The following is a 15,040-nucleotide window of genomic DNA, read 5'->3' on the forward strand; positions in this document are numbered from 1 at the left end:
TTTTTAAAAATTCATTTGGCCTACGATGACTGATCACGACAAACTCAAAAAGGAATTGGCTGTGGCGAATGCCACGGCAATGTTTCAAAACCTGGCAATCGTCGGTGCACTGGCCGAGTGTCATCTTGTCGACCCAACCAATATAGCAGGATGGGCCGAATTCTTCGCCACGGGGATGGAAAATAGCGCGCTAGGCGGCTCCGCCCATTTGCAGCGCCCGCGGAAAGTAGCAGCCCGACTGCGCAACTATGCCAGACAGCTCGTGAGCATTGTGAAGACGCAAGAAAATTCGAAGTAATGCGCCTTTTAAGCTTGCCGGATCGCGTTCCGCCACATTAGCAGGCGCTTTCCCATTTCCGATTTCTGCTTACCGGGCGCTGGGTTAAATTGTTCGCCGCTGTCCGCATTTATCCGCCGCAATCACCGCTCAAAAGTAAGACTAATTGTAAGACTGCTGCTGGCAGGTGAAACAAAAAGTATTTAATATCAATATATTATGCCACGTGTGTAGAGGATATTGATGCCGCGCTCCTCTTCGGCGGTCTTCGCATCGCGATGGATTGCGTGCAGCCGCTTATGCAAAAGCTCGGGCGAGAGCGACGTTTGCAAACCGTTCCGGTAACAGGTTTTCGGCGTCACCAGCCGCGGCGTCTTCAGCCGCGCCGCTTCGCGCTGGATGTCGGCGACCTCTTGAGTTGCAAGAAAACCCAGCCGCTTGTCTTCCCGGACAAGGTCGGTGAAGACCTGATCGGATATGTTGCCGGCGATAGAGAGCGCGCGGGACCGCTTGCCGCCGCGCGGTGTATGAATGAGGCGGTTGCGATTTCCCGTTTCAATAAGTTTGAACCGGGCTTGGCCGAGCAATTTTTCGATCTCGGTTTCGGGCCGATCGTTGAGGGGCCGCCTCCGTGCTGTCCGGATTGACGTGACATCACCCATCTGCGCCCCCTGTTGCCCGAAGGCTGCCATGAAGCAGCCGTAATATTGCCTTGTTATGATTACTGCAGCGCAACAGTGACGTAAAGAAAGAGAATAATTTTCAATTATAATATGATGAATTGCTTATTACCAAACGGCCCGGCACATGCGGGGCGGTCAATCACCCAAAAGCGTCTGGCCCGGCGCAAACGGCCGCTTGCGGGAAGCGGATATCCCGCCTAAATGGGATCCAGAGCGCGATCCGGGCCTGGAGCTTTGGCTCTTGTCGGCATTCATGCTGTCTTGCGTGGACGGGCAGGATCCCTCTTCATTATCGGCCGTATGCATCATCCAGGACTTAAGAGAACGCCGTGTTATCGCAATTGCCGCAAGACCAGCTCGATCTCATCTTGCGGCGTCATGCGGAACTCGTGGCGCGCCTCGCCGGGGCTCCCGAGCCTGCCGCCTATGTCGCCTTGTCGCGGGAACTCGCGGGCCTCGAGACTGTTACCAGGGCCATCCAGGATTTTCGCGGGCAAGCCGATGAAGCCAAGGAACTCGAAGCCATGCTGGCCAACCCTGCGACCGAGGCGGAGCTACGCGGCCTTGCCGAGGAGGAGCTGCGGACGGTCCGCGCCAGGCTTCTCGAACTCGAACAGGATCTGAAGGTTGCACTTCTGCCGAAGGACGCCGCCGACGAGAAAAACGCCATTCTTGAGATACGCGCGGGTACCGGCGGCGACGAGGCGGCGATTTTTGCCGGCGATTTGTTCCGTATGTATCAGCGCTATGCCGAGCTGAAAGGCTGGCGCGTCGAGATTTTGTCGGCGAGCGAGGGAACATCGGGAGGCTACAAGGAGATCATCGCCGAGATCGCCGGACGCGGCGTCTTCGCGCGGTTGAAATTCGAGTCCGGAACGCATCGGGTGCAACGGGTGCCGGACACCGAGACCCAGGGCCGCATCCATACCTCGGCGGCGACGGTTGCGGTGCTGCCGGAAGCCGAGGATGTGGATGTCGACATCAATGACGCGGATCTGAAGATCGACACGATGCGCGCGCAGGGCGCTGGCGGCCAGCACGTCAACAAGACCGAATCGGCGGTTCGCATCACCCATGTGCCAACGGGAACCATCGTCTTCGTGCAGGACGAGCGTTCGCAACACAAAAATCGTGCCCGCGCCATGATGCTTCTGCGGTCGCGTATTTTCGAGGCGCAGCGCGAGAAGCTCGATGCCGAGCGTGCCGCCGACCGACGGGCGCAGGTAGGCTCGGGGGATCGTTCAGAGCGCATCCGCACCTATAATTTTCCACAAGGCCGGCTAACGGACCACCGAATCCATCTCACTCTCTACAAGCTCGAGAAGGTCATCGCCGGCGAAGCGCTGGATGAAGTGATCGATGCGCTTGTCACGCACCACCAGGCGGCTTTGCTGGCGGCTGCGGATGGCGCTGCGGCGTGAGGGCGTGGGCCGGCTCCTGGGCATTTTGGGCGCTGCTGTCGGCGGGATTCGCCGCACTGACCGCGATTTTCGCCAAAATCGGTGTCGAGATGATCAACTCCGATCTCGCGACATTGATCCGCACGGTCATCGTCGCTGGCGTCCTTGCGGCAATCGTGGCGGTGACCCGGCAGTATCAGCCGCTTGCGGAAATTCCAGCACGTACTTACACTTTTCTGGCCTTGTCCGGCTTTGCGACAGGAGCGTCCTGGCTTTGCTATTTCCGGGCGCTGAAACTCGGGGATGCCGCCCGCGTTGCGCCTCTCGACAAGCTTTCAATCGTGCTTGTCGCGGTATTCGGCGTCGCGTTTCTGGGCGAGCGGCTCTCGGCGCTCAACTGGCTGGGAATCGTACTCATCGGCTGCGGCGCGCTGCTCGTCGCCCACAAGGGTTGATTAATTCCCAGGCACACGCAAGCAAATGAAGCAAACCCTAAGGGTTTCCCGGGTTATACGATCGGCGGGGTGATTTGCCGGAACCAACCACGGCCCCGTGGGTTTGATTATCACGAAGCGGCGGCACGCTGCGCAAGACACGGCCGGCTCAGTCTTCATGCTTCAAGCTCTTCTACCGCTTAGCGTCCTTCGTGTCTCGCGGGGACTATATGCTCCGAATGGAATTCTCTCATGCTCATTCGATTTGGCTATGAATTGACATTCAATTGCGTGAAGCCGACCCTGATGGTCTGTCTGCTCGACGCGCATCATGATCATGCACAAAGCATCCGCTTCGAGACGCCCTTCAAAACCTCGCCGGTCATTCCGACCGAGGTTTATGTCGATACATTTGGCAATGGTGTCCGCCGGTTCGTGGCGCCGCCGGGCGACCTGACCGTTTGCCGTGATTCGATCATCGAGGTCAGCGGCCAGCCGGACCCCGTCAAACTCGATGCCGAGGAGATCGCGGTCGAGCGGCTGCCGAGCGACACCCTCGTTTATATGCTTGGCAGCCGTTATTGCGAAACCGACAAGCTCATGGACATTGCTTGGCAATTGTTCGGAACAACGCCGCCTGGCTGGCGCAGGGTCCAGGCAATTTGCGATTTTGTCTGCAATCATCTGACCTTTGGCTATCAATATGCCCGGGCCACGCGCACGGCCTATGAAGCCTATCAGGAGCGGCTGGGGGTCTGCCGCGATTTCGCCCATCTCGCCGTGGCGTTCTGCCGCTGCATGAACATTCCGGCGCGTTACGCCAATGGGTTTCTTGGCGACATCGGCGTGCCGCCCGACCCGGCACCGATGGATTACAATGCGTGGTTCGAGGTGTTTCTTGATGGCCGCTGGTTCATTTTCGATGCGCGCCACAACATGCCGCGGATTGGACGCATCACCGTTTCGCGCGGCCGCGATGCGACCGACATTCCGCTGGCGACGTCGTTCGGGCCGCATGTTTTGAATACATTCCGGGTCTGGACGGAGGAGGTCGAGCCTTCCGTTCTCGCCGGCCTCGCGCGCCGGACCGCCTGAGGAAAATGCGCTCAGAGTCTGTTGTAATTGCGCAACCCTCTGTCAGAAAATTGCGCGTGGCTGATCCTCAAACTTCCACGCTTCAGCCGTTAGAATCCTGATTCTAATAGGTTTTCGCATCCAATCTCGGCGCCGGCCGCACATTGCGCCGCCGCCGTTTTGCTTGACGTGAAGCCTCTCCTGCCGTTGCCTCATTGCTTCCGTATGCGGCCGGAGCAGTCATGTTTGTTTTCACGCCATCATCGTGGCGAACAGGATCTCATCGGCTTCCGCACAACCGGGACCATCGAAGCTGGCAAGTATTCAGCGTTGCGAGTGTGGTGCTCGGGCTTGCGGGTTGCGCCTCGCCGCATGGATTCCTCGAGCCGGTTGCGGTTGATGCTCCGGGCACCAGCCACGTCGAAATGGTGGTTGCGACGACTCGCACGCGGGCTGATACCCCCGCGGAGATGTTTGCCGGCGGCCGGAATGTGGCGCCGAGCTTCGCCGACATTACAGTTTCAATTCCGCCCGACGGCTCGCGTCAAATCGGCGACGTGCAATGGCCAAAACAAGTGCCCGGCAATCCGGCGACGGATTTCGTGACTCTTAAAGCCGATATCATCGACAGGCCGCAGGCCATCGCCGCATTCTCGCGTCTCGTCAAAAAAACACCCAAACGGCAAGTGCTCGTTTTTGTCCACGGCTTCAACAACCGCTTTGAAGACGCGGTGTTCCGGTACGCGCAGTTTATTCACGACTCCCGAGCCGACGTCGCGCCCGTCCTCTTCACCTGGCCATCGAGGGGCAGCGTTTTCGCCTATGGCTACGACCGCGAAAGCGCCAATTACTCTCGCGATGCGCTCGAAGATCTTCTGCGCTGGCTTTCGAAAAACCCTCAGGTCGGAGAAGTGACCCTGCTCGCCCATTCGATGGGCAATTGGGTGGCGCTTGAAGCGCTGCGCCAGATGGCGATCCGGGACGGGAGGGTCGCGCCAAAAATCCGCAATGTTATTCTCGCGGCGCCGGACGTCGATTTCGATGTGGCCCGCGAACAAATCGCAACGATGGGAACGCAGAAACCGAATTTTACCTTGCTGGTGTCGGAGAATGACCGTGCGCTTGCGGCTTCCCAAAAGGTGTGGGGCGCCCCAAGACTTGGCGAGATCAATTCGAATATCGAGCCTTATAGGAGCGAACTCGCCAGTGACAAGATCAATGTCATCGATTTGACCACGTTCCACTCGCAGGACTCATTGCACCATGGAACATTCGCCGAAAACCCGGAGATCGTCGAACTCATCGGCCGCAGCATCGATAGCGGCCAGACCCTGACTGAGTCGCGCGTTGGCCTTGGCGAAAGACTTGTGCAGACGGCCTCGGGGGCCGCCGCGACGGTCGGTCACGCAGCGGGTCTTATCGTCACGGCACCCGTCGCCATAATCGATCCGGTCTCGCGCGATCATCTCGGCGATGACATCGATGAGCTGAGCCATTCGGTCTCGGATGCCGCCTCGGTTAAGTGACGCGAAAATCCGTTCTGCTTCACTTCAGGGGCGCATCTCGAAAACTGGTTCAAAGGTAAGATGGTTTAGGCCGCGCAGGACAATTTGACGGCGAGGCCGGTCGCGACGATCCGGTTGAGGTTCATTCCGGTCTCTTCATTGCGGATGCTCTCGTCCCTTTGATAATCGAGCCCGATGATTGCGTCGGCGTCGATATCCTCGGCCTTCCGGATGAGGTCTTGCAGAATAAGTTCCCGCCAATTGGCCTGCAGCGGCGCACGTCCTTCGGGATGCCAGGAGGACGCCGCCGCGATCTTGCCGATCGTATAAAGGACTTGTCCACCTTCGATGGCTGCGGTTGAACTGATAAGCACGGCTTCGTCTCCAACTATCTATTTAACAATAACGCCGGGGAAGTTTCCCGAGCCTTAACGGCCGATAAGCGCCAGCATCTTGAAACTATCGTGGCGAAAAATCCGGTTCCCCAGATGAGTTCGATCAATTGTTGGTGACAGCTTCATCTGAAAAAGAATTGCAGCATTTTCGAATAAAAAAATGTGCGGGAATGCACAGCTTGAAAGTAGGCTTTTTCCGCCTGAAGCGGAGATGAACGAAAAGCACGCGTGGCTCACATTGACGTGATTAGTGGCGGAAATGCCGCACTCCGGTAAAAACCATCGCGAGGCCTTTTTCATCGGCGGCTTTGATGACATCATTGTCGCGCAGTGAGCCACCCGGCTGAATGACAGCCGTTGCGCCCGCTTCAGCGGCCGCGAGGAGGCCGTCGGCGAAAGGAAAAAACGCATCCGAAGCGACAACGGAGCCTTTCGCAAGGCTTTCCGGGAGACCGGCGGCGCTTGCCGCCTCAGCCGCTTTGATCGCCGCGATCCGTGCTGAATCGACGCGGCTCATCTGGCCTGCGCCAATGCCCGCCGTCGTGCCGTCCTTGGCATAGACGATGGCATTCGACTTCACATGTTTGGCGACCCGGAACGCGAATTTGAGGTCGCGCCATTCCCGCGCGTCCGGCGCCCGCTTGCTGACGACGCGCAACTCCATATCGTCGACATTCGCAGTGTCGCGTGTTTGTGCGAGAAAGCCGCCGGCCACGGAACGAAACGTCAAACCTTCGGCGCGAGGGTCTGGCATGCCGCCGGTCAACAGCAGCCGCAAGTTTTTCTTGGCGGCGATGAGCGCGATGGCGTCTTCGTCGGCGTCCGGCGCGATGATGACTTCCGTGAAAATCTTGACGATCTCCGCGGCGGCGGCAGCATCGAGCTTGCGGTTTACGGCGACAATACCACCAAACGCGGAGACTGGATCGCAGCGCAGGGCGTATGCGTAAGCTTCGACAAGGCTAGCCCCTTCCGCGACGCCGCACGGATTGGCGTGCTTGATGATCGCACAAGCAGCGGTCCGGCCTGGATCGAATTCAGCGGCAAGCTCGAAGGCCGCGTCGGTGTCGTTGACATTGTTGTAGGAGAGCTCCTTGCCTTGCACTTGTCTCGCCGTCGCAACGCCGGGACGTTGGTCCCCCGAACGATAGAAAGCGGCGCTCTGATGCGGGTTCTCGCCATAGCGCAGGCCCAAAGCAAGCTTGCCGCCGAAAGCCCGATAGGGCGGGGCGGAGAGATTCATTTCTTTCGCGAGCCAGTTCGAGATCGCCGAATCATACACAGCCGTCCGCGCGAATGCTTTTTGCGCGAGCGTTTGGCGCAGCTCCCTCGCTGTGGCGCCGCCAAGCGCCGCCATCTCTGCGAGCAGCAATGGGTAATCGCCGGGATCGACGACAACCGCGACATCGTTGTAATTCTTGGCGGCGGCGCGGATCATCGCCGGGCCGCCGATGTCGATATTTTCGACGCAATCGGCAAAAGGGGCGCCCCCGGCGATCGTTGCCTCGAACGGATAAAGATTTACGACAAGGATATCGATCGGCGGGATGCCGTGCGCCAGCATCGCTGCCTCATGTTCAGGGTTTTCCCGTATCGCCAGCAGGCCGCCGTGAATCTTCGGATGGAGGGTTTTGACCCGGCCGTCCAAGAGTTCCGGAAAGCCGGTCAATTCGGCGACCTCGCGGACCGGCAGACCCGCATCGGCAAGCGTCTTTCGGGTGCCGCCCGTTGACACAAGCTCGATGCCGAAGTTCGTAAGACCGCGCGCGAAATCAACAAGACCGCTTTTGTCGGAGACGGAAATCAACGCGCGTGCGGCGCGGCGGAGACCTTCTGGCATTTTGTCTATTTACCTCGGCGATGCGGCGCTTTAGGGCAAAGCGATCGTTTTCTCTACCCGTTTTTTCCGGCATGATCTTGTGAAAAAAAAAGCCTGGCAGTTGTTTTGAAAACCTGCTGGCCCCAAATTCAATTTTCGACCCACGCGCGCCGCTTTTTTCCGCGATCCCACGCAAGACCAATCGGTGTATGTAAGACGCCTCGTAAGGTTTTTGGTCCCAATCGGAAAAAAATGTTTCACGTGAAACGTTTTGGTACGATTGTCCGCGCCGACCGGACATATTTGATGGATAAAACATGCATGCCGCCAATCCCGCATCTCAGCCGCCGTGTTTTTCTTGGGCAGGTGCTGGCTTCCGTGCTGACGCTGCCCGCGCGAAGCCAGCCCGCATCCCTGCCAGACGAATTTCGCGTCCTCGAAGCGGGGCATGGCAAATTGCGGTTTTTGCCTGAGCCGCTCGCCGAAACCGCCGTCTGGGCCTACAATGGCGAGGTGCCTGGACCGCTCCTTCGCTACAAAATTGGCTCCGAAGTCAAAATCCGGCTGCTCAACACACTCGACCAGCCGACCAGCCTCAACTGGCATGGCGTGCGGAACGTGAACGGCATGGATGGCGTCGGCGGATTGACGCAAGAGCCGGTGCCGCCGGGCGGTTCGTTTGACTACCGGTTCGTGCCGCCGGACAGCGGGCTCTTCTGGTACCACCCGCAGGTTCTGCCATTTGTTCGCGAACAGCAGGGCCGCGGGCTTTACGGGGTTCTGATTGTCGATGAGGAAAACCCGCCGCAGGCCGACCGCGACATGCTTGTCGTCCTCGATGATTGGAAACTCGATGACAAGGGCCAAATTGCTGATTTCGGCGCGGCGGAGATGGACCGCATAGGTGCGCTCCTCACCGTCAACGCGCGCGCCATTCCCGTTATAGAAACGCTGCCGCCGTCCTCGCGTTTGCGGCTGCGCATTGTGAATGCCGCCGATACGCGGCTCATGGTGATCAGCTTCAATGGCGTGACGCCCTTGATCCTGGCGATCGATGGTCAGCCATGCGAAATGTTCGAGCCGGTGCGGCAGACCATCCCGCTTGGACCCGGCGCCCGCTTCGACATCATGTGCGATCTTCCCGCCGATGCCGGCGCCGACGCGAATGTGACATTGCTTGGCGACAACGCGCCGGACCGTATTCTGCTCAAACTCAAGACCGCCGGGGACAAGCGCCCGCCTTTGCCGCCGGTGGTTTCATTTGCGGAAAACCCGCTGCTGCCGAGGGAAATCAAGCTGCAAGCGGCGCGCAAACTCGATCTTGTGATCGAGGCGGCGAGTCCGCCGGACGCGGCGTCAAATCCTCCCCTGGCCTGGAAGCTCAACGGCGTTGCGTCCAGCGGGTTTCCACCTGCGCCGCTGTTTTCGGTCAAGCGCGGAACGCCGGTGACGCTCGCCTTTGTCAACCGTACCGCCCTAGTTCAGCAGATGCGGGTGCATGGGCATGTGCTGCGGCTTCTGCACGATCTCGACGATGGCTGGGAGCCCTATTGGCGTGACGCGGTTCTCGTCCCGGAAGGCAAGACCAAGCATGCCGCCTTCGTCGCCGACAATCCTGGCAAATGGGCCATCGAATGTTCGATGGCCGGGCGTCAGGCCGCCGGGCTCGCGGCCTGGTTCCAAGTCACCTGAGCGAAACCATCAATTGTGGGCGGGCCGCATGCGCTTGACGAAAAGGCTGACGATCACCGCATGTGCGACATGTTCAGCCATGCATTGATAGCCGAGATCGTTAAGGTGGAAATTGTCGCCTGCCATCAATTGCAGATTGGCTCTTGTTTGGGCGATGAACCGCATCGCGTCGTAGCGGCGGACATAGAGAATGTTTTCCTCATTGGCGATTTTCTGCAGACTGTCGCGGATCGCGATATAATTCGGGTCGCGGGCGAGGCGCGAAGTATATTGCACACCGACGAGCACGACGTCGATCTTGTTCTCCTTGAGCCAATGGAGGGTCGAACGGACCGTTTGCTCGAAATCCCGCGGCGCAATACGTGCCAACGCGTCGTTCGTCCCCAATTGCCAAAGCACGAGATCTGGCTTGCGCAGCGCGACCTCGCTTTTGATCCGCTCGGCCGTTGTTTCCGCTACTTCGCCGGCGACGCCACGATTGACGATCACCACATCGACACCCTTCAACGCATGTTCGAGAATGGCTTCGAGCTGCGAGGGATAGCTCCGGCTTTTCGACGAAGCGCCAGATCCCAAAGTCGAGGAAGAACCAATCGCGAGAATACGCACCTTCTCGCCCTTCTGCATCGCCAAGGTCACATTGGGAAGCGTGCTCGGGGCGGCGATATCGATCGCCGGCACGTCGCATGGCGGACTCATCGGCGGCGCCACCGGAGGCGCGTTGAACTCCTCCGCGCGAGGGGATGCGATCAAAAGCCAGCCGAGGGCGGCGGCGAAGATGGCTTGTTTGCCAATTCCGCCCGCAATCTTTCCCGCCATTCCGCCGTCCATGCGATGAAGCCCATAAGAAGTATACCCAAGATAACGATCAATGCGTCCAATGCAATATCGCCGGCACGTCGCATGGCGGACTCATCGGCGGCGCCACCGGAGGCGCGTTGAACTCCTCCGCGCGAGGGGATGCGATCAAAAGCCAGCCGAGGGCGGCGGCGAAGATGGCTTGTTTGCCAATTCCGCCCGCAATCTTTCCCGCCATTCCGCCGTCCATGCGATGAAGCCCATAAGAAGTATACCCAAGATAACGATCAATGCGTCCAATGCAATATAGCCGCCGAAAATAAAGCGCAGTATTTGCCCCATCAAGCTGAGAAGAGACAGCGCACAGAATACAATCAGCGAATTACGTCCCAAAAGGCATAAAAACCCCGAGGAACGCGGGATGCTGGATCTGATCATTCTGAATGTCCCGGCAAAAATCGCCGTCAGCGCGAGACTATGGATAAGCCGCGCCGGTGCCAGGAATGTCTTGTCAAAAGTGAACAAAAGCTTTGGCTCCGGGACATCGACGGGGTTGGGAGAAAAACCGGTGATTGCCACGAGAGCCCCAAGGATCACCACCGGGAGTGCGAGCCAGCGCAACACGGAACGGTGATGCCGCGCAAAGCCGCCGATCCCATCCGTGCCCGCGATGAGGAAACCGAGGACATAGATCAACTGCCAGCTAAGTGGGTTGAGAAACCAGGTTCCCTCGATCGGCCATGTCGGAAAATTTATGCCCGAAATAAGAGCGAAAGCGTAAATCGCCAACGATATAAGCGGCAGGAGCGGCTTTGCGTAGCGATGCAGCAGTGCGACCGCCGGAGCGATGAGAAGCAAAACGACATAAAGCGGCAGGATGTTGAAATAGCCGAGCTGGTGGGTGAGCAAAACAAGGCCGATATGGGCTTTCAGCGGATCGTTGAAAACAGTGGACGCGTTATGCCAATCGATCAGATAGGGCGCGTCGAGAAGCAGAGCAGCCGCCGCCAGCAGGGCGATTGCCATCTCGGTGACGACCATTTGCGCGACATAGACATTAAAAGCGCGGGCCTCGAGCCGGAATACAAGCCATTGCGCAGGCAGGGCACGCGCCGCGCCATCGACGAGAATGCGCAAAGCACAACCGGCAAGAAACACAAAAAGCTCGGCGGAATCTGACAGCGATACGTTGCGATAGGTAAAACGTTCGAAATAAATGCCTGGAATATGGTTGATGAAAATCGTAACAAGGGCAAAGCCGCGCCAGAAATCGATCTCATTGGGTGCGCGCATCGCCTCTCCAAAACCCGCTCGCGTTCCGCCGCTAGACGAATGCTTGAGTGCCTTACTACAAAAAGCCCGTCCATTTTTACGGACTTCTCTGCACGTATCGGGCCGCCACTCCGTTTAGGAAAACACACAAAACACGAAAATTTATTCAAGGCAAAGAAGCGCCTGCCAATTCTATTTCTGGCGCCGCCAATGCTCATCGACGTTTAAGATCAATCCTCAATTGCATGCTTAGCTTGCCATTAGAACAATTCCCGCTCCAATCCCCCATAAAGGGGTTGTCCCAGCAGTCCAATACACAATTAGATCACAACACCCGCAAACATCGGTCACTTTGCTTCCTATAATAGCAGATCCCTGATCGGAAATTTGCAGCTCACGAGCTGCGATTTTTGCCGATAGCTAGGGGTGAGAAATTATTGCCGAGAAGGGATGATTTCGATGAGAAAACAATATTTTATTTCGAATGGCCAAAATTTGGTGCCAACTACGCTTTCGATTTTGATCCTGAGTTTGTTAATCACAATGTATTGCGGATACGGTTCGACGGCGGCCGCTCAGACGCCGCTCAGCGGCGAAAATTCCAGAGAGCTGCAACGCCTGCTCGCGGTGCAGACAGAAAAAACGGCCGTCCCATATTCGTTCGCACAGCCGCCACGCACTCCTGTCGATGCGCTTGATCGCTATTTCATGTGGAATGAAATCGCTCTCGATACGACCGCGATCGATCACACGCCGGTAGACCCGGCAAGCGGGGAGGATCCCCGCCGTTTCGGCGAACAGCTCGGCCCTCACCGGTCAAGTTACGCAATGGCAATAGTTCACATCGCAATGTTTGATGCCATCAACGCTATCTCACACAAATACACAAGCTACAGCGGCGTTGCGCCGGTCCATGCAAATATTTCGATGGATCGCGCCATTGCGCAGGCGGCGTATGAGTCTCTGATAGCCTTATATCCGTTCCAATCGGATCGGTTGCGCGCGATCTTCAATCAGGACATCGCTAGAATTCATGGTGTTCAGAGTGCGATCAACGCCGGCGCGGACCTAGGAGATAAATCTGCTGTTGCGATTATCGCGAAACGCAAAAACGACGGCTCAGAACTACCGGAACCCCGCGTTGGCGTCGATTTTTTTCCAAGCACCGATCCCGGCAAGTGGCAGCCGGATCCGGTCAGCGGATTGAAAGTGGCTCTGGGCGGGAATTGGCCGAAGGTTAAGCCTTTTGTCCTGAAGTCGGCGGATCAGTTCCGTTCACCAAAGCCGCCTGAACTGACAGACAGTTCCTATACAAAGGCCTATCTGGAAGTGATGAATCTCGGCGGTGATCCCGCGCATGGCACATCGACAACCCGGACAGCGCCCCAGGAATTCACGGCGAAGTTTTGGTCCTATGACGGCACCCCATCGTTGTGCGCCCCTCCGCGCCTGTATAACCAGATCGCACGAACCGTCGCGCTGCAGCAAAAAATGGCCAATGTCGTTGATATTTCACGTTTCTTCGCGCTCATAAATGTCGCGATGGCGGACGCGGGCATTTCGGCTTGGGAATCGAAATACACCTACCAATATTGGCGGCCGGTCACCGGAATTCGCGCTGGTGATACAGACGGGAACTCATCGACGTTGCGAGATGCAAACTGGTATCCTCTCGGTGCTCAGGCGACGAATACGCATGGTCCGAACTTCACCCCGCCATTCCCGGCCTATCCGTCGGGCCACGCGACGTTTGGCGGCGCACTCTTCGAGATCATGCGCAAATTCTGGCCTGACAAAACACAATTCACGTTTGTCTCGGACGAATACAATGGCAAGAATAGGGATGTTGACGGCAATCTGCGGCCACTCAGTCCGGTCGTCTTCAAATCGTTTCGCGAGGCGGAATTCGACAATGCGAAGAGCCGCATTTTTATGGGCGTGCATTGGCAGTTTGATGCCGACGCGGGCATCAAACAAGGCAATCAAGTGGGGGATTACGTCTTCGATCACGCCTTTCGTCCAAACCGGCGATAGGCGGAAGTGAGAATAAGAAGCCATTCGGCTCACCCTTTATCGGTTTGCAAAGTGCCGTCAGCCAACAGCGCTTGCAGAACTGGCGGTAGATTTTCGGGGATGTCTTCGGCGACGAGGCCAAAGCCAAAGTGCCGTGCGGCGGCACCGTGCAGCCAGATGGCGGCGGAAGCGGCCTCGAAGAGCGGCATGCCCTGTGCCAAAAGGCCGCCGGTCAGTCCCGCCAAAACATCGCCAGAGCCAGCCGTCGCCAGCCACGGCGGCAAATCCTCGGCGATACTGGCGCGGCCTTGGGGATGCGCGGCCACCGTATCAGCGCCTTTTAAAATCACGAGCGCGCCGCTCAACGCGGCGGCGGCGCGGGTGCGGTCGAGTTTTGACTCAGAATGCAGCGACGCCAAAAGCGGCGGCACGGTTTCACGATTTGGCACGAGGTTCGCCCAGCGGCTTTCGTCACCGATGGAAACCTTACCGAAGAGGCGCGCGAATTCGCCATCATGCGGCGTAAGCACCACATCCTTCCCGGACCGGCGGATCAAGCGAGCAAGACCATACGCATCGTCAGCAAAACTCGTCAGGACGTCGGCGTCAAGGACGATTCCTCTGGGCGGCTCGCCGTGTTCGGCGTCTGGTGTGAGCGCGGCGCGCACGAGCGCCCGTGTGTTCTCGCCAACGCCAAGCCCAGGTCCCATGACAAGCGCATTCTTCCGGCGGTCGGCGAGCAGCTTGGTCAGATCATCGGGTCCATCGCACACGCGGGTCATGATCGCGGTCAGCGCGGCGGCATGGACGCTCAATGCCTCGCTTGGCGTGGCCACCGTCACCAGTCCGGCGCCGCCGCGCAACGCACCGCGCGCGGCGAGCCGCGCCGCTCCCGTATGGGCGAGCCCTCCGGAAACCACCATGGCGTGACCGCGCGCGTATTTGTGACCCTCGACGCGCGGCACCGGAAAACAATGTGCCCACAAGGCTGGGCCATTCGCGAAGGTTTTCGGCGCGATGGCCGGGAGGACACTGGCCTCGATTCCAATATCGGCGACGGCTGTACTGCCGCAATGGATGCGGCCGGGCAGCAGAAAATGACCTGGCTTGCGGCGGAAAAATGTAATAGTGCGCGTGGCGTTGATCGCGGCGCCGCGAATTTGTCCGCTGGAGCCATCGATGCCGGATGGAACATCCACGGCAAGGATCGGTTTTTTGGTCTTCCGCGTCCATTCATTGAGACGCAGCACTGCGGCTTTGGCGGCCCCGTCGAGAGCGCGGGCGAGTCCCGCGCCAAACAGCCCGTCGATGGCAAGACTGGCGGGGTCGAGATCGATCTCCTCGACGGCCTTGACATCGCCTGTCCAGCGCGATGCGGCGAGCCCCGCGTCGCCCGGCAGGCGATAGCGAGAACCGAGGAGCCCAAGCTCAACGGCAAAGCCTTGCTCCGCGAGCAGGCGCGCGGCGACAAAACCATCGCCGCCATTGTTGCCCGGGCCGCAAAAGACGGCGATTCGCGCCGTCGGGGAGACAAGCCTGGCGGCTTCTCTTGCCACCGCCGCCCCGGCAAGTTCCATCAGCAAGGTGCCCGGCGTGCCTCCCGCGATGGTCAGCCTGTCGGCCTCAGCCATTTCGGAATTGGTCAACAGCACAGATGCGAGAGAGTCTGGCATGGGCA

General features: G+C 58.6%; 13 protein-coding genes. 7 read left to right on the forward strand and 6 right to left on the reverse strand.

Going from position 1 to position 15,040, the window contains the following annotated elements:
- Positions 1-25 precede the first annotated feature (25 nt).
- Positions 26-298 carry a hypothetical protein gene (locus QEV83_RS16280; protein ID WP_280128720.1) on the forward strand — a complete coding sequence of 91 codons (273 nt, stop codon included), beginning with the start codon at positions 26-28 and terminating at the stop codon, positions 296-298.
- Between the two features lie 188 nt (positions 299-486).
- Here QEV83_RS16280 and QEV83_RS16285 read toward each other — a convergent pair whose 3' ends face one another.
- Positions 487-939, reverse strand: coding sequence for a DUF4011 domain-containing protein (locus QEV83_RS16285; RefSeq protein ID WP_280128721.1), 453 nt, complete (start codon positions 937-939; stop codon positions 487-489).
- A 350-nt stretch (positions 940-1,289) separates the two neighbouring features.
- Here QEV83_RS16285 and prfA point away from each other — a divergent pair, with 350 nt between their 5' ends.
- The 4 genes from prfA to QEV83_RS16305 all read left to right on the forward strand — a co-directional run bounded on the left by prfA (position 1,290) and on the right by QEV83_RS16305 (position 5,394).
- Positions 1,290-2,381, forward strand: coding sequence for a peptide chain release factor 1 (gene prfA, locus QEV83_RS16290; RefSeq protein ID WP_280128722.1), 1,092 nt, complete (start codon positions 1,290-1,292; stop codon positions 2,379-2,381).
- The gene (locus QEV83_RS16295; protein ID WP_280128723.1) at positions 2,378-2,815 is read left to right on the forward strand and encodes an EamA family transporter; all 438 of its coding nucleotides are present in this window, start codon (positions 2,378-2,380) and stop codon (positions 2,813-2,815) included. The genes prfA and QEV83_RS16295 overlap by 4 nt, the downstream gene beginning before the upstream one ends.
- A gap of 231 nt (positions 2,816-3,046) precedes the next feature.
- Positions 3,047-3,889, forward strand: a complete 843-nt coding sequence (locus tag QEV83_RS16300; protein ID WP_280128724.1) for a transglutaminase family protein — start codon at positions 3,047-3,049, stop codon at positions 3,887-3,889.
- A gap of 221 nt (positions 3,890-4,110) precedes the next feature.
- Positions 4,111-5,394: an alpha/beta hydrolase gene (locus QEV83_RS16305; RefSeq protein ID WP_280128725.1), complete on the forward strand. Its 1,284-nt coding sequence runs from the start codon at positions 4,111-4,113 to the stop codon at positions 5,392-5,394.
- Between the two features lie 65 nt (positions 5,395-5,459).
- Here the strand turns inward: QEV83_RS16305 and QEV83_RS16310 are convergent, their stop codons facing one another.
- Together QEV83_RS16310 and purH are read right to left on the reverse strand one after the other, a co-directional pair.
- A complete protein-coding gene (locus tag QEV83_RS16310) occupies positions 5,460-5,747 on the reverse strand; it encodes a hypothetical protein (protein ID WP_280128726.1) in 288 nt (95 codons plus the stop codon).
- 268 nt (positions 5,748-6,015) lie between these two features.
- Positions 6,016-7,608, reverse strand: coding sequence for a bifunctional phosphoribosylaminoimidazolecarboxamide formyltransferase/IMP cyclohydrolase (gene purH, locus QEV83_RS16315; RefSeq protein WP_280128727.1), 1,593 nt, complete (start codon positions 7,606-7,608; stop codon positions 6,016-6,018).
- A gap of 231 nt (positions 7,609-7,839) precedes the next feature.
- Between purH and QEV83_RS16320 the strand changes: the two genes are divergently transcribed.
- Positions 7,840-9,279, forward strand: a complete 1,440-nt coding sequence (locus QEV83_RS16320) for a multicopper oxidase family protein (protein WP_280128728.1) — start codon at positions 7,840-7,842, stop codon at positions 9,277-9,279.
- A 9-nt stretch (positions 9,280-9,288) separates the two neighbouring features.
- Here QEV83_RS16320 and QEV83_RS16325 read toward each other — a convergent pair whose 3' ends face one another.
- Complete coding sequence (locus tag QEV83_RS16325; RefSeq protein WP_280128729.1) at positions 9,289-10,098, reverse strand: GDSL-type esterase/lipase family protein; 810 nt, start codon at positions 10,096-10,098, stop codon at positions 9,289-9,291.
- A gap of 147 nt (positions 10,099-10,245) precedes the next feature.
- Positions 10,246-11,370, reverse strand: a complete 1,125-nt coding sequence (gene opgC / locus QEV83_RS16330) for an OpgC domain-containing protein (RefSeq protein WP_280128730.1) — start codon at positions 11,368-11,370, stop codon at positions 10,246-10,248.
- A gap of 438 nt (positions 11,371-11,808) precedes the next feature.
- On the opposite strand from opgC, the gene QEV83_RS16335 reads away from it, so the two are divergent.
- Positions 11,809-13,383 (forward strand): vanadium-dependent haloperoxidase, encoded by a 1,575-nt coding sequence (locus QEV83_RS16335; RefSeq protein ID WP_280128731.1) that lies wholly within the window; start codon positions 11,809-11,811, stop codon positions 13,381-13,383.
- Positions 13,384-13,412: 29 nt separating this feature from the next.
- Here the strand turns inward: QEV83_RS16335 and QEV83_RS16340 are convergent, their stop codons facing one another.
- Positions 13,413-15,035, reverse strand: a complete 1,623-nt coding sequence (locus QEV83_RS16340; protein ID WP_280128732.1) for an NAD(P)H-hydrate dehydratase — start codon at positions 15,033-15,035, stop codon at positions 13,413-13,415.
- Positions 15,036-15,040: the final 5 nt, after the last annotated feature.

The sequence above is a fragment of the Methylocapsa sp. D3K7 genome, assembly GCF_029855125.1.
In the GTDB taxonomy this organism is placed as follows: domain Bacteria; phylum Pseudomonadota; class Alphaproteobacteria; order Rhizobiales; family Beijerinckiaceae; genus Methylocapsa.